We start from the raw sequence: 19734 nt of genomic DNA, 5'->3' as shown, positions 1-19734 counted from the left end.
GAACACGGTATCGATCCCGTGGCGAAGCAGGCTGTCGACGATCGCATCGCCACCGGTCATGCGCGGCATGGTGAGTCCCTTCTGAATGATGTTCCGGCAATCGACCATCGAACCGCGCATCCGCCAAGTGGCTGGATTGGCGAAAGGTCGTGTCCCGGCATGTGGTGTAGCTGGCGGTGAGCCGCCGCGATCGCCGGCGTGGCCGGGCTGATCACCCCGCCATTGCTGGCGGGGTGATGGCGGCCTCGTTGGGGAAGATGCCGATGACCTCGGTGCGTCGCTTGATCCGGCCTCTGGCCGACCTTCGGTCTCCGCCGTTCAAGCGTTCGAGCGGATTGGTGCTCTGCAGCTCGGCGCGCTGCTGGAACGGCGTGGCTTCTCGCCGCAGTTCCAGCGCGCCAAGCCGCGCGGTCGGCCGGTGCCGGCGCAGGTCGCCCACGGCAACGCCACCCCGCCGCTGCTTTTCAGCAGCCTGCTGCACCTGTCTCGCCCATAGGGGTCGCTCCACTACGCCGCCGCACGCATCAGCGTGTCGCCGAACCGCACGAGCTGCCCCGACGGCTCGCCGACCAGTTCGTCTTCGCGCATGATCGTGCGCCCGCGCAGCACGGTCATCACCGGCCAGCCGGTCACCACCATCCCGTCGAACGGGGTCCAGCCGCAGGGCGAGACGATCCAGTCATTGGCGATGGTGCGCTTCCGCTTCATGTCCACGACCGTGAAGTCGGCGTCGTAGCCAGCAGCGAGCCGCCCCTTCCCCACCACGCCATAGACGCGCGCAGGGCCGGCGCACATCAGGTCGGCCAGCCGCGCGAGCGAGAGCCGCCCTGCGTTCACGTGATCGAGCATCACCGGCACGATCGTCTGCACGCCCGTCAGCCCCGCGGGACATTTCGGCCAGGGCAGGCGCTTCAGGTCGGCCGCGTGCGGCGCGTGATCCGAACCGACCACGTCCACCGTGCCGTCGCGCACGGCCTGCCAGGATGCATCGACGTGGCGGCGGTCGCGGATGGGAGGGTTCATGACGCCGAAGCCTTGGAGCCGCTCGTACACGTCTGGCGCCCATTGCGTCAGGTGGTTCACCAGCACCTCGACGGTCGCGACGTCGCGGATGTCGCGCAGGTACTCCAGCTCCTCCGCGGTCGAGACGTGCAGGATATGCGCGCGCCGCCCGGTCTTGCGCGCGAGCGCCATCAGCCGGCGCGTGCCAAGGAAGGCGGTCTCGACGTCGCGCCACTCCATGTGGCGGACGTGCGGATCGCCCTCCTTGAACAGGGGCGCCCGCGCCTGGAGCCGGTACTCGTCCTCGCTGTGATAGGCGATGCGGCGCAATCCGTTGCGCATCACCGCTTCGAGCGCGGCGTCGTCCTCCACCAGCAGGTCGCCGGTGGAGGAGCCGGCGAACACCTTGATGCCGCACACGCCGGGTTCGAGTTCCAGATCGGCGAGCGCGCCGACATTCGACTTGGTCGCGCCGACATAGAGCCCCATGTCCACGAAGGCGCGGCCCTGGATGAAGTCGCGCTTCCAGGCGAGCCGCTCGGCGTCGACAATCGCGGGCTTCGTGTTGGGCATGTCGAACACCGCGACCAGACCGCCCAACGCCGCGGCCCTGGTGCCCGTGGCAATGGTCTCGACGTGATCGGCACCCGGCTCGCGCAGATGCACATGCGCGTCGATCAGCCCCGGCAACACGTGCAGGCCGCGCGCATCGATTACCTCATCAGCCTCCGCCGAAGCCGGCACGCCGAGCGCTGCGATGCGGCCCTGCCGCACGCCGATATCGGTCGCCTCCTCGCCCCAGGGCAGCGCGGCGACGCCGCCGCGGATGATCAGGTCGTAGTGCGCTGCCGCCATCGTTCCCTCCGTCGTTCAGGCCGTCGCCAGCGCCTCGGCCACCGAGGCAGCGAACGCCATCGTCCCGGTCGTGCCGCCGAGATCACGCGTGCGCCGCTCCGGCACCGCCAGCACGGCGTCTACCGCGCGCTCGATCGCGGCGGCCGCCTCGTTCAGCCTCGGCTGCCCGCGCCGTGTGCCGAGCCAGTCGAGCAGCATCGCGGATGACAGGATCAGCGAGGAGGGGTTGGCGATGCCCCTCCCCGCGATGTCCGGCGCGGAGCCGTGCTGCGCCTGGGCGAGCGCGGTGCTGTCGCCAGCGTTGATCGATGCGCCGAGACCGAGACTGCCGGACAATTCGCTCGCGAGATCCGACAGGATGTCGCCGAACATGTTCGTCGTCACGATCACGTCGAACCGCGCGGCATCGCGCACCAGGAGCGCAGCGGCCGCATCAACGATCACGTCGTCGAGCGCGATGTCGGGGAACTCCTCCGCGACCGCGTGCACGCAGCGCAGGAACAGCCCGTCGGTCACCTTCATCACGTTGGCCTTGTGCACGGCCGTGACCGTCCTGCGCCGCCCGCGCGCGAGCTCGAACGCCGTGCGCGCGATGCGCAGGCACGCCGTCTCTGTGATCTTGCGCACTGAAAGCGCGAGGTCGGAGGTCGGCATGAACTCGCCCGCGCCGAGATGCATCGAGCGGTCGGCATAGAACCCTTCCGTGTTCTCGCGCACGATCACGAGATCCATCGGCGTGCGGCCCCAGTGCGGGAGGCCCGCGCGCGAGCGCGCAGGGCGGATATTCGCGTAGAGCGCACCGCGCGTGCGGAACGCCGCCGAGAGGTTGATCCCGCCCTGCTCGCGCGGCGGGTACTCGTAGCTCGCGATCGGGCCAAGGATCGTGCCGTCGGCCGCCATGGCGCGCGCGAACACATCCTCTGGCAGGGTCGTCCCGTGCGTCCCCAACGTCGCGAGCCCGACGTCGTGGGTCTCGAAGCGCAAGCCCAGGCGGAACCGCGCAGCCGCCGCGCGCAGCACCGTGAGCGTCGCCTCGGTGATCTCCGGTCCGATCCCGTCGCCGGGCAGCACCACGATGTCCACTGGCCTCCTCCTCGTTCAGTCACGTGCGGCGAGGGTGTCGAACACGTCGCCCGACGGCGCGAGCCCGCGTACATGCGCGCGGTGCCAGAGTGCGTAGAACAGCAGCGTCCAGGCGGCGAAGCCCTCGTGCTTGCCGGGCCGGCGGAAGAGCGCCGCGACGGCATCCGGCGGGGAGAGCTCTGCAACCGCGGGATCGGCCCCGACCAGCCTGCCAAGACGCTCGCCCTGGTTGGCGATCCAGGCGCCCACCGGTACGGTGAAACCCTGCTTGCGTGCGAAGGCCCGGCACCCGGGCAGATGCCGCTCCAGCCAGGCGCGCAGCACCCACTTGCCCAGGCCCCCGCGCACCTTCAGCCCGTCAGGCAGGCGGAACGCGGCGGCTGCGACCGCGGGGTCGAGGAAGGGCGTGCGACCCTCGACGCCGTGCGCCATCAGGCAGCGGTCGAGTTTCGTCAGCAGATCGTTCGGCAGCCAGTCCACCATGTCGGTCGCCTGCGCGATCATCAGCCGCGTCCGTCCCGGCGCGGTGGCCGCCGCGGCCGCCGCCTCCATGCCGTCGCGCCAGGCAGCTTCCGCATCGCGGCGCAGCCCGAGCCGTTCGAGGATGCCGCGCGCGCGCATCACCTTGCCGCCGCGCCACCACGGCCGCATCGCCGCGCGGTAGCGGCCGTACCCGCCGAAGATCTCGTCGCCGCCCTCGCCCGACAACACCACCTTGACGTCCTGCCGCGCGCGGCGGGCGAGCAGCCAGGTCGGCACGATCGCGTAGTCGGCCGCCGGGTCATCCATGCAGGCGGCGATTGCCGGAAGATGCGTCCAGAAGTCCGTTTCGCTGACGGTGATCTCCTCGTGCGCCGCGCCGGCCGCGCGCGCCGCTGCGCGGGCAGAGGCGCGTTCGTCCGCGGCGGACGGATCGTCGAAGCCGGCGGTGAAGGCGAGCACCGGGCGATCGTTCAGCCGCCGCATCAGCGCGAGCACCACGGCGCTGTCGATTCCGCCAGAGAGGAACAGGCCGTAGGGCACGTCGCTCCGCTGGTGCAGATCCACGCTCTCGGTCAGCACGGCGTCGAGCCGGGCGAGCGCGGCCTCGTCGTCGATCGTTTCGGGTCCGCCCTCCGGCAGGGCCGCGCGGCGGCGCCGCTCGACGATCCGTCCCTCCTCGATCGCGATCGTCTCGCCCGGGAGCACCCGGCGGATGCCGGCAAAGATGGTCTCCGCGCCGGTGGTGAACTGGAGTTCGAGCAACTCATCGCGCGCGCGCGGATCGACCGCCCGCGGCATCAGCCCGGCATCGAGCAGCGCACGCGGCTCGGAGGCGAAGGCGAGGCCCTGCGCGGTCTCGGCAAGATAGAGGGGCTTGATACCGAAGGGGTCGCGCGAGAGCACGATCCGGCGCGCGGCGCGGTCGTGGATCGCGATCGCCCACATGCCGCGCAGCCTCTCCGCGAAGCCGAGTCCCTCGCGGCGGTAGAGATGCAATGCAGGCTCGCAGTCGCTGCCGGTGGCGAAGGCGACATCGGGCAGGAGGTCACGGCGCAGCTCGCGGTACGAGTAGATCTCTCCATTGGCGATCAGCGCCGCACCGCCGGGCTCGAACAACGGCTGGTCGCCGCCGGCGAGGTCGATGATCGCGAGCCGGCGATGCACCAGCGCCGCGCCGCCGGTCACAGTCTGGCCGCCGCCATCCGGCCCGCGATGCGCGAGTGACGCATCGAGCGAGGCGAGCACCTCAGGCGAAGCCGTCGCGCCGTGCTTCAGCGCGATGCCCGCGATGCCGCACATCAGCGCGCGACGCCGGTCAGGAAGTCCCGCCAGCGCGCGATCACCGGCGCCTCTGCATGATCGCGCAGGAACGCCGCGCGCCCCGCCTCGGCGACCGCCCGAGCTCGGCCACCATCGTCGCGCAGCGTGGCGATCGCCTCGGCGAGGGCACGCGGGTCCTCGGCCGGCACGAGCAGCCCTGTCGTTCCAGGCTCGATCAGTTCGCAGGGACCCGGCGAAGTGGCCGCGACCACCGGGCGGGCAGCCGACCATGCCTCCAGCACCACGTTGCCGAGCGGCTCGTGGCGGCTTGGGCAGACGAACACGTCGCAGGCGGCCAGCAGGGCCGCCTGGTCGTCGCGCCAGCCGAGAAAACGGATGCGCCCGCCCACGCCATGCCGGCGTGCGAGCTCCGTCAGCACAGCGCGCTGCTCGCCCTCGCCGGCGATCAGGACGGCCATGTCAGGCAGATGGACGGCGGCCTCGATCAGCACGTCGAAGCCCTTGCTGGGATGAAGTCGCCCCATGGCCAGCACAAGAAACGCGTCCGGCGCGACGCCGAGCGACGCGCGATCGGCCGGCACCGCGCCCGAAAGATCCGGCGCGAAGTTCGGCAGATGATGCACGCGCTCGCGCGGCCAGCCCTGGCGCGCGACCCACTCGACGATCCCGCGCGTGTTGCCGACAAGATGGTCGAAGCCTGCGTAGTATCGGAGATCGTAGTAGCCGCCGAGACGGCCGACGCGCAGCCACGGCCCTGCCGGCGTGAACCGGGCCGCACGGTTCATCCACGCCATCGCCACGCGCGGCGCGAACCGTCGCAGTGCGCGGGCCAGACGCGGGCGCGTCAGCAGATCGAGCGGACCACCGAAGCCGAGTTCGACCGGCGCGAGCCCTGCGCGGCGGAGGGCGGCGGCACGATCGGCGTCACGGCGGATCACGGCGAGCAGCTCCTCGCCGGCGGCGCCGAGCGCGGCGCAGAGCCGGACGAAGAACGTCTCGGCCCCGCCATAATGCGCGCCTGCCATGATCATCGCCGTGCGCGTCACGATCCGCTGCCGGGCCGATGCCGCTCGGGCTCGAGCCGCGCCTTCAGGTGCGCGAGCAGCGGATAGAGCCCAGCGCAGAGCGCGATCAGCACGCCCCAGCCGCCCTCGCGGTACCCCTTGCGCGCGAGCAGGCACTTGACGAAGCGGCTCGCGAAACGGCGCAGGTTGCCCGCGAGCGTGCCGATCTCGCCCGAGGCGAGCAGATCGGCCGCCTTCGCCGAGCTGTAGCGGTCGAGCCGGCGCAGCACGTCGGAAATGTCGCGGTCGACATAGTGCTGGATCGCGTGCGTCAGGCGCGACCCCTTGGTGCCGTTCCAGCTCAGCGACGGATGCACGCGCTGCATGCCCCAGCGCTTCGCGCCCTTGCGCGAGAGCCGGGGTACCGCAGAGGTGCCGAAGGATCCGCCCCAGCCATGCCGCACCAGATGCTCGCCGATGAAGTTGTCGACCGGGATCTCGTGCCAGCCATGAGGCGAGGCCGCGATCACTGCGCGGATCTCGGCCGCCAGCGCCTCGGGGATGCGCTCGTCGGCGTCCACCTCCAGCACCCAGTCGCCGGTACAGGCGTCGAGCCCGGCATTGCGTCGCTCGCCTTCCAGCTCCCACGCACCCTCGACCAGGCAGGCCCCCGCCGCACGCGCGATCTCGCCGGAACGGTCGGTCGTGCGGTCGAGCACGACGACCCGCTCGTCGGCGAAACGGAGCGTGGCGAGGCAGTCCGGCAGCCGTGCCTCCTCGTCGCGCGCGACCACCAGCGCGGACAGGCGCGGTCCGCTCACCGCGCCGCGACCGGGGCGAGGGGCGCGAGCAGGCGAGTGGCCGCCAGCCCGCAGGCAACGGCGTTGCGCGCGCCCGGAAGGGTGCGCATCAGGTGGTCGGGCAGGGCGGAGGGCGGTGCCGCATCCCCGATCCGGGTGGCGGTGACAGACAGGATGCGCATGGCGGCCGCCGTGTAGCACAGGCCGGCGGGCATTGCGCGAGGGGCCCCGCTCGCCCATGTCGGACCCATGCCGAGTGCAGTGTTGCCCGACCGAGGTGTCGTCTCCGTCGCCGGCGCGGATGCCGCGCCGTTCCTCCAGGGCCTGGTGTCGAACGATGTCGCCGCCACGGCGCGCGGCCCCGTCTGGGCGGCGCTGCTGACGCCGCAGGGCAAGTGGCTCGCCGATTTCTTCATCAGCCGCGAGGGCGCACGGCTGCTGCTGGACTGCGAGCGCGCCCAGGCGCCGTTGCTGGTGCAGCAGCTGGCGCGGTTCCGTCTGCGCTCCCAGGTCGCGATCGCCGACGAAAGCGCGGCCTGGGACGTGCTCGCCGCCTGGGGCGACGTCGCGCCCGAGGGTGCCGGCGGGCTCGATCCGCGGCTGCCCGACGCCGGCTGGCGGGTGCTGCGCCCGGCCGGCACCGCAGCGGGCGATGCCGACGCGGCGGAGTACGACCTGCACCGTCTGCGCCTCGGCCTGCCCGACGGGTCGCGCGACCTTGAGAGCGGACGCACCGTGCTGCTCGAAGCCGGGTTCGACGAGCTGAACGGCGTCTCCTGGACCAAGGGATGTTACATGGGCCAGGAGCTCACCGCGCGCACCCGGTACCGCGGGCTCGTGAAGCGGCGGCTGGTGCCGGTGGCGGTGGACGGCCCGCTGCCCGAGCCCGGCACGCCGGTGCTGCGCGACGGCGCCGAGCTCGGCACGATCCGGTCGGGGCGCGAGGCGCGCGCGCTCGCGGTCCTGCGGTTGGAGGCGATCCGCTCGGGCGACCCGCTCGCCTGCGGGGCGGCCACACTGCGCCCGGAGGTCCCCGGCTGGATGGTGCTCCCCCAGGCCGACCCGACGTGAGCGACGATCCGCCCCCCGTGGTCGCGCATCCGCCGGTGCTCTATGGCGGGGCGCTCCTGCTCGCGCTGGCGCTGGAGTGGCTGGTGCCGCTCGCGCCGCTTGTCGCCTGGCCGGACGGGCTGCGCCATGGCGCAGCGTCCATGCTGATGGTGTTCGGGCTCTGCATCGCGGGCTGGTCGGCGTGGCTCTTCCACCGCGCGGGCACGGGCATCCCAACCTGGCACGCGGCGCGGCGGCTGGTGGTGAAGGGGCCGTATGCGATCAGCCGCAACCCGATGTATCTCGGTGTCACCGCCGCCTATGCCGGCCTCGCGCTTGCGCTCGCCAACGCCTGGGCACTCCTGCTGCTGGCCCCCGTCCTCGTGATGATGGACCGCGGCGTGATCGCGCGCGAGGAGCCATATCTCGAGGCGCGCTTCGGCCAGCCCTACCGTGACTACAGCGCCCGGGTGCGCCGCTGGCTGTAGCGGGGGCGTGTGAGCCGCGATACGCTCGCGCCGCACGTCCAGGGGTGCCGCATGCTCACCGATCGCCAGATCGCGCTGGTCGAAGAGAGCTTCCGGTCCATCGCGCCGATCGCCGACGAGGTGGCGCGGCGCTTCTATGTGCGCCTCTTCCAGATCGATCCCTCCGCCAGTGTGCTGTTTGCCGGCACCTTCATGACGCTGCAGCGGCGCAAGCTGATGGCCGCTCTCGGCGCGATCGTCAGCGGGCTGCGCTTCATGGACGAGATCCGGCCGATGCTGGAATCGTTCGGCGCCCGCCACGCCGAGTACGGCGTGATCGGGCCGCACTACGACTCGGTGCGCACCGCCCTGCTCGCGGCCCTGCGGGCCACACTCGGCGATACCTTCGACGTCGAGACCGAAGCCGCCTGGGACGCGGCCTATACGGAGGTCGCGGCGATCATGCAGGCCGGGGCCGTGCCGGGCACGCCTGCAACATTGGAAACCCTGCGCGACACGTAACGGCAATTCGCCGCCTTCAGGCTGCATGGTGCCGGGTCGCCGCGCGCGGCCGAACCAAGGAGGCCGCCATGCTCACCGACCGCCAGATCGACCTCGTGCAGTCCACCTTCCGTCAGGTCGCGCCGATCGCCGAGCAGGCCGCGGCGCTGTTCTACGCGCGGCTGTTCGAGACCGACCCGACTGCCGCCCCGCTGTTCCGCAACACCGACATGGCCGAGCAGGGCCGCAAGCTGATGGCCGCGATCGGCATCGTGGTCGGCAGCTTGCGCGGCATGGAGCGGATCATGCCGACGCTCGCCACGCTCGGCGCGAAGCACGCGGGCTACGGGGTGACGACGGCGCAGTACGCGACGGTCGGTGCAGCGCTGCTCTGGACGCTGCGCCAGGGGCTCGGCGATGCGTTCACGGAGGAGGCCGAGGAGGCCTGGGCTGCCGCCTATGGCGCGGTGGCCGGCGCGATGCGGGTCGGAGCGACGGGGCTCGCGAGAGCCGCCTGACGGCTACGCTGTCCGATCGACCGCGCCGGCGCCGAGCGCGGCCTGGGCGGCAGCAAGCCGCGCCACCGGCACCCGGTAGGGCGAGCACGACACGTAGTCCAGCCCGACCTGCTGGCAGAATGCGATCGAGGATGGATCCCCGCCGTGCTCGCCGCAGATCCCGAGCTTCAGCTTGGGCTTGGTCGCACGGCCCTTCCCGGCCGCGATCTTCACCATCTCGCCCACGCCCTCGATGTCGAGGCTGACGAACGGGTCCTTCGGCATGATCCCCTTCTCGACATAGAGCGGCAGGAACTTGCCCGCGTCGTCACGCGACAGCCCGAACACGGTCTGGGTCAGGTCGTTGGTGCCGAAGCTGAAGAAGTCGGCGACCTCGGCGATGCGGTCGGCGGTCAGCGCGGCGCGCGGGAGCTCGATCATCGTGCCGACCAGGTACTCGACCGTCGCACCCTTCTCCGCGAACACCGCCTTCGCCGTGTCCTCGACCATCGCGCGCGTGATCTCGAGCTCCTTCCGGAGCCCCACCAGTGGGATCATGATCTCGGGGATCGGCGCGGCCCCCGTCTCCGCCGCCACCTCGAGCGCCGCCTCGAAGATCGCGCGCGCCTGCATCTCGTAGATCTCGGGATAGGAGATGCCGAGCCGGCAGCCGCGGTGGCCGAGCATCGGGTTCGCCTCGGACAGATCGAGCACGCGTCGCTTCATCGCCTCGATATCCGCGCCGATCGCCACGGCGACCTCGGCGAGTTCCTGCTCGCCATGCGGGATGAACTCGTGCAGCGGCGGGTCGAGCAGGCGGATCGTCACCGGCAGCCCCGCCATGATCCGGAACAGGGTGACGAAATCCTTGCGCTGGTGCGGCAGCAGCCGGGCGATCGCACGCTCGCGCCCCTGCTTGTCGCCGGCCATGATCATCTCGCGCACCGCGAGGATGCGCTCGGGGTCGAAGAACATGTGCTCGGTGCGGCACAGCCCGATCCCCTCCGCGCCGAAGCGCCGCGCGGTCTCGGCCTCCGCCGGCGTCTCGGCATTGGTCCGCACCTTCAGCGTGCGCACCGCGTCGGCCCACTCCATCAGCGTGGCGAAGTCACCCGAGAGCTGCGGCTCGATCATCGCCACGCTGCCGACGAACACCTCGCCTGTCGAGCCGTCGAGCGTGAGCGTCTCGCCCGCGCGGATGATCTGGCCGCCGGAGGAGACGGTCTGCGCGGCGTCATCAACGGCGATCCCGCCGGCGCCGGCGACGCAGGGCCGGCCCATACCCCGCGCGACCACCGCGGCGTGGCTGGTCATGCCGCCGCGCGTTGTCAGGATGCCCTTGGCGGCGTGCATCCCGTGGATGTCCTCCGGACTGGTCTCGGTCCGCACCAGGATCACGCTCTCGCCCTTCTGCGCGCGTGCCTCGGCCGCGTCGGCGGTGAACACCGCGATGCCGCTGGCGGCACCCGGCGAGGCGGGCAGGCCCTTGCCAAGCAGCGTCCGCTTCGCCTTCGGATCGAGCATCGGGTGCAGCAGCTGATCGAGCCCGCCGGGGCTGACGCGCTGGATCGCCTCCTGCTTCGTGATCAACCCCTCATTCGCCATGTCGACCGCGATCTTCAGCCCGGCCGCGGCCGTGCGCTTGCCGTTGCGCGTCTGCAGCATGTAGAGCCGCTTCTGCTGCACGGTGAACTCGATGTCCTGCATGTCGCGATAGTGCCGCTCGAGCGTTCCGCGCACGCGCTGGAGCTCGGCATAGACCTCCGGCAGTACCTCCTCCATCGAGACCTCGCCGGGCTTGGCGGCGGAGCGCGAGAGCGGCTGCGGGGTGCGGATCCCGGCGACCACGTCCTCGCCCTGTGCGTTGACGAGGAACTCGCCGTACAGCTCGTTCACGCCGGTCGACGGGTCGCGGGTGAAGCAGACGCCGGTGGCGCAATCGTCGCCCATGTTGCCGAACACCATCGCCTGCACGTTGACCGCCGTGCCCCAGTCGGGGGGGATGTCATGCAGGCGGCGATAGGTCATCGCGCGCTGGTTCATCCACGAGCCGAACACCGCACCAATCGCGGCCCAGAGCTGATCCATCGGGTCCTGCGGGAAGCGCTTGCCGGTCGCCTGCTCCACCATCGCCATGTAGCCGGTGACGACGCGCTGCCAGTCCGCGGCGGTCAGTGCCGTGTCCTCGGTGACGAACCTCTCGTGCTTCACCTCCTCGATGATGTCCTCGAAGCGATGGTGATCCACGCCGAGCACCACGCCGCCGAACATCTGGATGAAGCGTCGGTAGGAGTCCCAGGCGAAGCGCGGGTCGCCCGAGGCGTCGGCCAGCCCCTGCACGGTCGCGTCGTTCAGGCCGAGATTGAGCACCGTGTCCATCATTCCGGGCATGGAGACGCGGGCACCCGAGCGCACCGAGACCAGCAGCGGTGCCTTGGGATCGCCGAACCTCAGCCCGACCGCCCGCTCGACCGCGGCGAGCGCGTCCTTCACCTGCTGCTCGAGCCCGTCCGGATAGCGGCGGTCGTTGGCGTAGAACGCGGTGCAGACCTCGGTGGTGATGGTGAAGCCGGGTGGGACGGGCAGGCCGATCGAGGCCATCTCGGCGAGGTTCGCGCCCTTGCCGCCGAGCAGGTTGCGCAGTTCGGCGCGGCCCTCGTTGCGCCCCGCCCCGAAGGCATAGACCCACTTGGTGTCGGCGACGGCATCCATCGTGTTCATCCTTCGAGCTTCGAGAAGTCGGCGATCCGGTCCATGGCGCGGCGTACGCGGGCCAGGAGACCCAAACGGTTCTCGCGCAGCGCCGGTTCCGGCGCGTTGACGGTGACGTGATCGAAGAACGCGTCGAGCGCGGGGCGGAGGGCCGCGAGATCGGTCATCGCGGCGACGAAGCCCTCCGCGGCCAGGTGCGCGTCGATCGCGGGTTCGGCGACGTCGAGCGCCGCGGCGAGCGCCTGTTCCTGCGGCTCGCGATAGCGTGCGGGATCGGGGGCGGCGTCGTAGGCGCGGCCGTCCTTCCTCTCCTCGATGCGCAGGATGTTGGCGGCGCGGGCGTAGGCGGTGCGCAGATTGGCGCCGTCCTCGGTGCCGAGCAGCGCCTCGATCGCCTCGGCACGCGCGAGCACGCGGAGGAGATCGCCGTCGGCCCCGCGCGCGAGCACGGCGGCGACGATGTCGTGGCGCTTGCCCTCGGCGCGGAGCTGGACGCGGAGGCGCTCGGCGAGGAAGTCGAGCAGGTCAGATGCCAACTCGCGCCAGCGAATAACGTTGATCGGTCCAGCCGCACTTTGGACCTCCCCAATGCCAGCCGCCTCTGCCTTTTCCAGAAGGCTGAACGCGTACTGTGCCTTCACGCGGCCAGCGTCAGTCCCAGCTAGACGAAACGCGAACTCAGAGGCCGTCATGAGGTCTACACGTACTCCGTTCTCACGGACCAACCGAACGATCCCAAGTGCTGCACGCCGAAGAGCAAATGGATCGCCAGAGCCGGTCGGTTTTTCACCCACAAAGAAGAAACCTGACAGCGTATAGATACCGTCCGCCAAGGCTAGCGCGATCGCCACCGGCTCGGCCGGCACATCGTCCTCCGCCCCACGCGGGGCGTAGTGGTCGCGGATCGCGTTCGCGACCGACCCGTCCTCTCCTTCCGCGAGCGCGTAGTAGCGGCCCATCACGCCTTGCAGTTCGGGGAACTCGCCGACCATGCCGGTGACGAGATCGGCCTTGCACAGCAGCGCAGCGCGCTCGGCGAGCGTGCGGTCGGCGCCGACCAGCGGCGCGATCTCGCCAGCGAGCCGCATCAGGCGATCGACCCGGTCGCGCTGCGTGCCCAGCTTGGCATGGAATGTCACCTCGGCGAGCTTCGGCAGATACGCCTCCAGCGGCCGCTTGCGGTCCTGGTCCCAGAAGAAGCGCGCATCCGCGAGCCGCGCGCGGAGCACACGCTCGTTGCCGGCGACGATCGCCGCGCCGCCATCGGCCGGCACCACGTTGGCGAACACGACGAAGCGCGATGCCGCCGTGCCGTCCGGATGGCGCAGCGCAATGTAGCGCTGGTTCACCCGCATCGAGGTGCGCAGCACTTCCGGCGGCAGGTCCATGAAGCCAGCGTCGATCCGCCCCATGAGCCCGACCGGCCATTCGGTCAGCCCGGCGATCTCGGCGATCAGCCCGGCGTCCTCGACCACCGACAGCCCCTCCGCCTCGGCGAGCCGCGCGGCGTCGCGGCGGATCAGCGCGATGCGCTCCTCGGCGTCGAGGATGACGTGGCGCGCGGCGAGCTCGGCGCGATAGTCGGCAAACCCGGCGACCGCGAAGGCGCCCGGGGCCATGAACCGATGCCCCTCCGTTTCGTTCCCCGCGACGAGCCCGTGGCCGTCATCCTCGCCCTCGCGCAGATCGAACGGCACTGGCTTGCCGTCGAGCACGCAGAGGATGCGCCGCAGCGGCCGCACCCAGGCGAAGCCGGAGGTGCCGCCCCAGCGCATCGATCTCGGCCAGGGAAAGCGGCGCAGCACGCCGGGCAGCTCGCGCGCGATGACGGTCGCGGCATCGACCGCCGGAACGACCCGGTCGAGCACCAGATACCCGCCCTCCTCGCGCACGGCATCGCGGCTCGCGCCGTGCTTCCTCAGGAACCCGGCGAGCGCCTGTTCCGGCGCGCCGGCGCGCGGGCCGCGCTCGGTGCTGCGCATCTCCGGCGTGCCGGCGGCAACCTGCGCCACCAGCGCCAGCCGCCGTGGGCCATGGAACGTGCGCACATCCTCGGGCGCGAGCGGCGCCAGCGCCGCCGAAACGAGCCGCGCCAGATCCTCCGCCGCGCGCGCCTGCATCCGCGCCGGAATCTCCTCGGAGAACAGCTCCAGCAGCAGTTCGGGCATCAGAGTGCCTGCTTCACGTCGGTGCGGGCCAAATCCTCGCCCTTGAACAGCAGCGGCTCGTCGCGCTCCTTGGCGAGCGCATAGGACATCGAGTCCCCGAAGTTCAGCGCGGCAGGATGCCGGCCCTTGCCGTAGACCCGCCACGCCGCACGCGCCCGCCGCGCAAGCTCGGCAGTCACCGGCACGATCTCCACGCGGAGGCGAGCGATGATGTCGTCCAGCCGTTCATCGGCGATGGCATCGCCACGGCCCTCGCTGACCATCGCCGCTTCCAGCCAGTTCGCCGCGGTCATCCGCGGCGCCTCAGCGGACGCGATCGCGCGGCTGAACGCGAACGCCTCGGGCTCGCGACGCAGGATCGCCACAAGGGCCGAAGTGTCGACGATCACCGCGGCAGCCCCGTCCTGGGGTCGTAGAGCAACGTGTCGAGCTCCTCGTTGGTCAGGAGCGGACCCTCGACATGGGCCTGCAGCTCGGCTGCGAGCCGCATCACGTCCTGCGCCCGCTCTTCCTGATCCCCCACGCGCCGCTCGCGCTCCAGCCGCTCGCGCAGGCTCGCGGTCACCGCCTCCGTCAGGCTCTCACCCTTCAGCGCGGCGAGTTCGGAGGCCAGCCGGTAGGCCTCGTCGGACTTGATGTTGAGCTGGTGTCCCATGGCGATGGTAGATTATCACGCCAGATTGGTAGACACGAGCGGCGCGGTCTCGGCGGCGAGCCAGGCCTCGCAGCACGCCTTCGCCAGCGCGCGCACCCGGCCGATATAGGCGGCCCGCTCGGCGACGCTGATCACCCCGCGCGCATCCAGCAGGTTGAAGCGGTGCGAGGCCTTGATGCACTGGTCATAGGCCGGCAGGGCGAGCCCCTGCCCCAGCAGCGCCTTGCACTCCCTCTCCGCGTCCTCGAAGTGGCGCAGCAGCGCCTTCGTATCCGCGTGCTCGAAATTGTGCGCGCTGAACTCACGCTCGGCGCGCAGGAACACCTCGCCGTAGCTGAGATGCGCGGGGCTGTCGGGGTCGTTGAACGGCAGGTCGTACACGTTCTCCACGCCGAGGATGTACATCGCCAGCCGCTCCAGCCCGAGCGTCAGCTCGGCCGAGGGCTTCTCGCAGGCGATGCCGCCGACCTGCTGGAAATAGGTGAACTGGGTGATCTCCATGCCGTCGCACCAGACCTCCCAGCCGAGCCCCCAGGCGCCGAGCGTGGGGCTTTCCCAGTCATCCTCGACGAAGCGGAAATCGTGCAGGCGCGGATCGAGGCCGAGATCGCGGTAGCAGGCGAGCAGCATCCCCTGCGGGTCGGCCGGCGAGGGCTTCAGGATCACCTGGTACTGATAGTAGTGCTGCAAGCGGTTCGGGTTCTCGCCGTAGCGGCCGTCCGACGGGCGGCGGCAGGGCTGCACATAGGCCGCGTTCCAGGGACGCGGGCCCAGCGCGCGCAGCGTTGTCGCCGGGTGGAACGTTCCGGCGCCCATCTCCATGTCATACGGTTGCAGGATCACGCAGCCCTGCGCCGCCCAGAAGGCGTTCAGGCGCAGGATCACTTCCTGGAAGCTGCGCGGGGGCGGGCGGACATCCATGGGCGCGTCTCGTGAGCCGAGAGGGCGCGCACCTTATAGATGGGGCGTCCCAGCGGCAACACTCACGCGCCGGGCGGAACGAGCGCCCGCGGCCGCGGGCAGGCGCCGCGGCCCGCTATCGGGGCGACCCGGGCTGCGTCAGGCCGGCGTCTCGCCCTTCACGACCACCCGGTGCAGCAGGCGGCGCGCGTTCGGATCGAACGAGCCACGCTGGTGCATGGTGCAGCGATTGTCCCAGATCAGCATGTCGCCGAGCCGCCAGTGATGCGTCCAGACGAAGTTTCCGCCCAGCACATGGGCCCAGAGCGCGTCGAGCAGCCGTTCGCTCTCAGCGAGCTCCATCCCCATCACATAGGCGTTGAAGCGCTTGCCGAGATAGAGCGACCGGCGCCCCGTGACCGGGTGGGTGCGCACGATCGGATGCACCGCGCCGGCGAGATCGCGGATGTCGCCGCTCTCGGGCGCCACGGTCCCCGCACGCTGCTTGCCGCGCGAGGAGTAGACCGCATCGTGCTTGATGCTGCGCCCGGCGACCGCCTGCTTCAGCGTCTCGGGCAGGGCGTCGTAGGCGGCCTCCATGTTCATGAAGCTGGTGTCGCCGCCCTCCTCCGGGATCTCGATCGAGCGCAACAGGCTCGCCGAGGGCGGGGTGGCGATGAAGCACATGTCGCTGTGCCAGTCAGCCTCGCCCGCACCGAGCTCGCCGATCGGCTTGCCGTTCTCGACGATGTTCGAGATCCGCACGATCTCCGGGAAGCCCTCGACATAGATCTTGCCGGTCAGCCGGGTGCCCGGGTTGTAGTCGAGGTCGCCGAACCGGCGGCCGAGCGCGACATGCGCCGCGTCGTCGATCTGCTGGCCGCGGATGCGCACCACCAGGTGGTCGAGCCACGCCTGACGCAGCACCGCGAACTCCTCGTCCGACAGGCGGGTGAGGTCGATGCCCTCGATGTCGGCGCCAAGGGCGGCGCCGCTGGGGCGGATGCGGATCGCGGTGCCGACGTGATCGAGCATGGCTGTCTCCCTCGCTGTCGGCGCACGCTAGGCACGGGACTGTCTCACGTCAAGCGAATTGGTCAGACCGGTTGACGGGACAGGCCGGTCGACCCTAGCCTCGGCTGATGGCCGCCCGTCCGAATCAGGAATTGCCCCCACTGCGCCTGATCCGCCCTCGGCGCATGTATGAGCAGATCGCCGAGCGGATCGAGGGGTTGATCCGGGAAGGAACCTTCGCCGGCGGGCAGCGCCTGCCGGGCGAGCGGGAACTGGCCGAGCAGATCGGCGTCAGCCGGCCCTCGCTGCGCGAGGCGCTGATCGCCCTGGAAACCGCCGGACTGATCGAGACCCGCATGGGCGACGGCACCTATGTGCGCGCGGATCTCGGCGCCGCACCGGTGTTCCCGCTGACCACCGGACGCGATCTCGGCCCCGGCACGCTCGAGCAGTTCGAGGCACGCCGCGCCCTGGAATGCGCCGCCGCGGAACTCGCCGCCACGCGCGCCACCGCGTCCGAGCGGGCCTCGCTTCAGGCCAGCCTCGACCGGATGACCGCGATGGTCGTACGCGGGGAGAACCCTTCACCCGAGCACCTCGTGTTCCACACGGCGCTGGTGGACGCCGCGCACAACCAGATCTTCTCGCGCCTGGTGCGCGAGTTGTGGCGGGCGCGGCAGGGCGCGATGTGGGACCTGCTGCGCCGCAAGGTCGAGGACCCGGAAAGCTGGCGCGCGGGCCTGGTGTTCCGCGCCCAGCTCATGGAGGCGCTGGCCGCGCGCGACGGCGCGGCGGCGCGCGCGCTGATGGAGGCGCATTTCCACCGGGTCGGACGGCGATACTTCGACCCGGGCGAGTAGACCCGGCAGGCTCATGGGGAGGACACGACAATGACCACCAGGATCTCGCGCCGCGGCGTGCTGGCCGCCGGCTCCGTGCTCGCCGCACCCGCGCTCGTGCGGGCACAGGCGCCCACCACCATCACGATGTGGACGTTTCTCGACCCGAACCGACCAGGCGGGCGCGAGACAGCGCTGAAGCAGATCATCGAGACCTTCGAGGCGGCGAACCCTTCGCTCCGCGTCCGGGTGGAGCCCCAGGTCTGGACCACCATGGCCGAACGGTTCGTGCTCGCCGCGAACGCGCGCAACGCACCGGACATCGCGTGGGTGAACGATCAGAACCTCGCGCTGCTCGCCGACTCCAACGCGGCCGCCGATCTCAAGCCCATGGTCGATGGCTGGCCGGCCGCGCGGCGCGAGGACCAGATCCTGCCGGCCGCGTTCCGCGCCGCGACCATCAACGGCAAGCTGCACGCGGTGCCGATCATGGCGACCAGTTCCGTGCTGATGGTCCGCCGCGACCTCATGAACGCCGCCGGCGTGACCATGGACCAGCTCCGGACCTGGGACGGCGTGCTGGAGGCCGCCAAGGCGACGACACGCGACACCACCGGCGACGGCCAGCCCAATGTATGGGGCATCGGCCTCGGCCTCGCGACCGAGCGCTTCTCGTTCACCCCCGCGGTGCTCGCGACCCTCGGCGCCCAGGGCGGGCTGTTCGGCGAGGGCTGCCGGGCGCGGATCGCGACACCGGAGGCGGCCCGCGCGGTGCAGTGGCAGGCCGACCTGATCCTGCGCCACCGCGTCACCCCGCGCGAGGCGGTCGCCACCACCTCCGATGATGCGATCGACCAGTTCGCGGCCGGCCGCTATGCGATGCAGATCATCGCCAACTCCCGCTTCGAGCAGATCCAGCGTACCGCGGCGGGCTGGAACAAGGACGACCTCGCCCTCGCCCCGACCCCCGGCTGGACCAGCCAGCAGATGGGGCCGCAGGTGATCGGCGGCTGGTTCGCGTGCGCCTGGCGCGGCTCGCCGCGCGTGCAGGAGGCGATCCGTTTCGTCGACCACATGACCAACGCCGAGGCGATGGCGCGCTGGAACCTCCCCGGCCAGCAGGTGCCGATGCTGCACTCGGTCGCGCAGCGGCCGGAGATGGCGCGGCCCGAATACGCGCATCTGCGCCAGGTGGCGGAGTTCCTGGCCGCTGCGGGCTTCTCCATGCCCAGCACCTGCGCCTGGTCGCGCACGCTCGCGGACTTCAACCTCGCGACGCAGCAGGTGGTGCTGGGTCAGCGCAGCGCGATCGAGGCGCTCAGGATCGCCGAGCGGGCGACGCAGGACCGCCAATAGGTGCGCCGCGCCGAGCGGCTCGTTCCCTACCGGCTGCTCGCGCCGGCCTTCGCGGTCGAGCTGGTGCTGGTGCTCGGCCCGCTGCTGGTCGGGCTCTGGTACAGCCTGCACAACGTCCGCTTCTTCCAGATCCGTCGCTTCACCGGGCTCGACAACTACTGGCGCGTGCTCGGCGCGCCCGAGGTGATCAACGCACTCTGGGTCACCGCGGCGTTCGCCTTCTTCGCGCTCGTGCTGACCTTCGTGCTGGGCTTTGCGCTGGCGGTCTGGCTCGAGCGCGACGGCCGCTTCATCACCGTGATGCGCGCCGTCGTACTGGTGCCCTATGTGATCGCGATGCTGGTCGGCTCGATGCTGCTGCGCTGGCTGTTCAGCCAGGAAGGCGGGATCGCGCCGCTGGTGCTGGGTCCGTTTGGTCTCGGCAACGTCTCGATCCTCGGTGATCCGAAGCTTGCGATGGCCGCGCTGGTGTTCAACGCGATGTGGCGCGATGCCGCCTTCGCGATGATCATGCTGCTCGCCGGGCTGAAGGCGATCCCGCCCGAGCTGCACCTCGCGGCGCGCGTGGACGGCGCGACCGCCTGGCAGCGCTTCCGGCGCATCACCCTGCCCTTGATGCGCATCGCGATCCTGATCACGCTGGTCCGGCTGCTGGTGCATTTCGTGAACATCCTGACCTTCCCGCTGATCCTGACGGGCGGCGGACCGGGCAACGCGACGGAGGTGGTGGTGCTGAAGGTGTTCCGGCTCGGCTTCGCCGATCATCTGCTCGGCCAGGCCAATGCGCTCGCGATCCTGGTGTTCCTGGCCAACATGGCGCTGGTGACGGTGCTGCTGATGCTGTTCCGCCGCGCGGGGCGGGTCTGATGTCGGGCAGCGAGGCCAGGGCCGGAGGCCATCCGCTGACCCGCCCGGCGCCGAGGGAACGGGCAGAGCCCGGCATGCACGCGCGCATCCAGCTCCGCCGCGTGAGCCGCGGCGCCGTGAACCTGCTGATCGCGGTGTTCGCGCTGTTCCCGGTGGTCTGGGGGCTCTCCTCGTCGCTGAAGCCGACCGACCGGATCATC

General features: G+C 71.0%; 19 protein-coding genes and 1 pseudogene. 7 read left to right on the top strand and 13 right to left on the bottom strand.

Translation table 11 applies throughout. The features are described 5' to 3' along the window. Positions 1–235 precede the first annotated feature (235 nt). The 7 genes and pseudogenes from ACTIFU_RS14705 to ACTIFU_RS14675 all read right to left on the bottom strand — a co-directional run. Positions 236–370: pseudogene (locus ACTIFU_RS14705) on the bottom strand (transposase); the annotation flags it as partial. A 137-nt stretch (positions 371–507) separates the two neighbouring features. Next, positions 508–1857, bottom strand: a complete 1350-nt coding sequence (locus ACTIFU_RS14700; protein ID WP_439579067.1) for a dihydroorotase — start codon at positions 1855–1857, stop codon at positions 508–510. 15 nt (positions 1858–1872) lie between these two features. After that, a complete protein-coding gene (locus ACTIFU_RS14695) occupies positions 1873–2940 on the bottom strand; it encodes an isocitrate/isopropylmalate dehydrogenase family protein (RefSeq protein ID WP_439579066.1) in 1068 nt (355 codons plus the stop codon). Between the two features lie 15 nt (positions 2941–2955). Continuing rightward, the gene (gene asnB / locus ACTIFU_RS14690; protein ID WP_439579065.1) at positions 2956–4722 is read right to left on the bottom strand and encodes an asparagine synthase (glutamine-hydrolyzing); all 1767 of its coding nucleotides are present in this window, start codon (positions 4720–4722) and stop codon (positions 2956–2958) included. After that, positions 4722–5729, bottom strand: coding sequence for a glycosyltransferase (locus ACTIFU_RS14685; protein WP_439579068.1), 1008 nt, complete (start codon positions 5727–5729; stop codon positions 4722–4724). Before ACTIFU_RS14685 ends, asnB begins: the two co-directional genes overlap by 1 nt. A 17-nt stretch (positions 5730–5746) precedes the next feature. Further along, the gene (locus tag ACTIFU_RS14680) at positions 5747–6529 is read right to left on the bottom strand and encodes a glycosyltransferase family 2 protein (protein WP_439579064.1); all 783 of its coding nucleotides are present in this window, start codon (positions 6527–6529) and stop codon (positions 5747–5749) included. Beyond that, entirely contained in the window at positions 6526–6690 is a 165-nt protein-coding gene (locus ACTIFU_RS14675; protein ID WP_439579063.1) for a hypothetical protein, read from the bottom strand. The genes ACTIFU_RS14680 and ACTIFU_RS14675 overlap by 4 nt, the downstream gene beginning before the upstream one ends. Before the next feature lie 67 nt (positions 6691–6757). Here ACTIFU_RS14675 and ygfZ point away from each other — a divergent pair, with 67 nt between their 5' ends. From ygfZ to ACTIFU_RS14655, 4 genes are all read left to right on the top strand, one after another. Beyond that, positions 6758–7579, top strand: coding sequence for a CAF17-like 4Fe-4S cluster assembly/insertion protein YgfZ (ygfZ, locus tag ACTIFU_RS14670; RefSeq protein WP_439579062.1), 822 nt, complete (start codon positions 6758–6760; stop codon positions 7577–7579). Continuing rightward, positions 7576–8046, top strand: coding sequence for a methyltransferase family protein (locus ACTIFU_RS14665; protein WP_439579061.1), 471 nt, complete (start codon positions 7576–7578; stop codon positions 8044–8046). Before ygfZ ends, ACTIFU_RS14665 begins: the two co-directional genes overlap by 4 nt. Positions 8047–8097: 51 nt before the next feature. After that, entirely contained in the window at positions 8098–8547 is a 450-nt protein-coding gene (locus ACTIFU_RS14660) for a globin domain-containing protein (protein WP_439579060.1), read from the top strand. A gap of 68 nt (positions 8548–8615) precedes the next feature. Continuing rightward, complete coding sequence (locus ACTIFU_RS14655; protein ID WP_439579059.1) at positions 8616–9044, top strand: globin family protein; 429 nt, start codon at positions 8616–8618, stop codon at positions 9042–9044. A gap of 3 nt (positions 9045–9047) precedes the next feature. On the opposite strand, the gene ppdK is transcribed toward ACTIFU_RS14655, so the two are convergent. The 6 genes from ppdK to ACTIFU_RS14625 all read right to left on the bottom strand — a co-directional run bounded on the left by ppdK (position 9048) and on the right by ACTIFU_RS14625 (position 16493). Next, a complete protein-coding gene (ppdK, locus tag ACTIFU_RS14650) occupies positions 9048–11735 on the bottom strand; it encodes a pyruvate, phosphate dikinase (protein WP_439579058.1) in 2688 nt (895 codons plus the stop codon). Between the two features lie 5 nt (positions 11736–11740). After that, on the bottom strand, positions 11741–13903 hold the full coding sequence (glyS, locus tag ACTIFU_RS14645; protein WP_439579057.1) for a glycine--tRNA ligase subunit beta: 2163 nt from the start codon (positions 13901–13903) through the stop codon (positions 11741–11743). Beyond that, positions 13903–14292, bottom strand: a complete 390-nt coding sequence (locus ACTIFU_RS14640) for a type II toxin-antitoxin system VapC family toxin (protein ID WP_439579056.1) — start codon at positions 14290–14292, stop codon at positions 13903–13905. Before ACTIFU_RS14640 ends, glyS begins: the two co-directional genes overlap by 1 nt. Continuing rightward, on the bottom strand, positions 14289–14558 hold the full coding sequence (locus ACTIFU_RS14635; protein WP_439579055.1) for a type II toxin-antitoxin system VapB family antitoxin: 270 nt from the start codon (positions 14556–14558) through the stop codon (positions 14289–14291). The genes ACTIFU_RS14640 and ACTIFU_RS14635 overlap by 4 nt, the downstream gene beginning before the upstream one ends. Positions 14559–14573: 15 nt before the next feature. After that, a complete protein-coding gene (locus ACTIFU_RS14630; protein ID WP_439579054.1) occupies positions 14574–15479 on the bottom strand; it encodes a glycine--tRNA ligase subunit alpha in 906 nt (301 codons plus the stop codon). Positions 15480–15617: 138 nt separating this feature from the next. Beyond that, positions 15618–16493, bottom strand: coding sequence for a TauD/TfdA dioxygenase family protein (locus ACTIFU_RS14625; RefSeq protein WP_439579053.1), 876 nt, complete (start codon positions 16491–16493; stop codon positions 15618–15620). Between the two features lie 164 nt (positions 16494–16657). Between ACTIFU_RS14625 and ACTIFU_RS14620 the strand changes: the two genes are divergently transcribed. From ACTIFU_RS14620 to ACTIFU_RS14610, 3 genes are read left to right on the top strand one after another with little or no spacing between them, the layout of a single operon-like run. Next, the gene (locus ACTIFU_RS14620; RefSeq protein WP_439579052.1) at positions 16658–17332 is read left to right on the top strand and encodes a FadR/GntR family transcriptional regulator; all 675 of its coding nucleotides are present in this window, start codon (positions 16658–16660) and stop codon (positions 17330–17332) included. A 30-nt stretch (positions 17333–17362) separates the two neighbouring features. Beyond that, positions 17363–18667 (top strand): ABC transporter substrate-binding protein, encoded by a 1305-nt coding sequence (locus ACTIFU_RS14615; RefSeq protein ID WP_439579051.1) that lies wholly within the window; start codon positions 17363–17365, stop codon positions 18665–18667. Beyond that, positions 18668–19534 (top strand): carbohydrate ABC transporter permease, encoded by an 867-nt coding sequence (locus ACTIFU_RS14610; protein ID WP_439579050.1) that lies wholly within the window; start codon positions 18668–18670, stop codon positions 19532–19534. Positions 19535–19734 lie beyond the last annotated feature (200 nt).

The organism is Elioraea sp., from assembly GCF_051860475.1.
GTDB lineage: Bacteria > Pseudomonadota > Alphaproteobacteria > Acetobacterales > Acetobacteraceae > Elioraea.
This window is presented reverse-complemented; position numbering and strand designations above follow the sequence as displayed.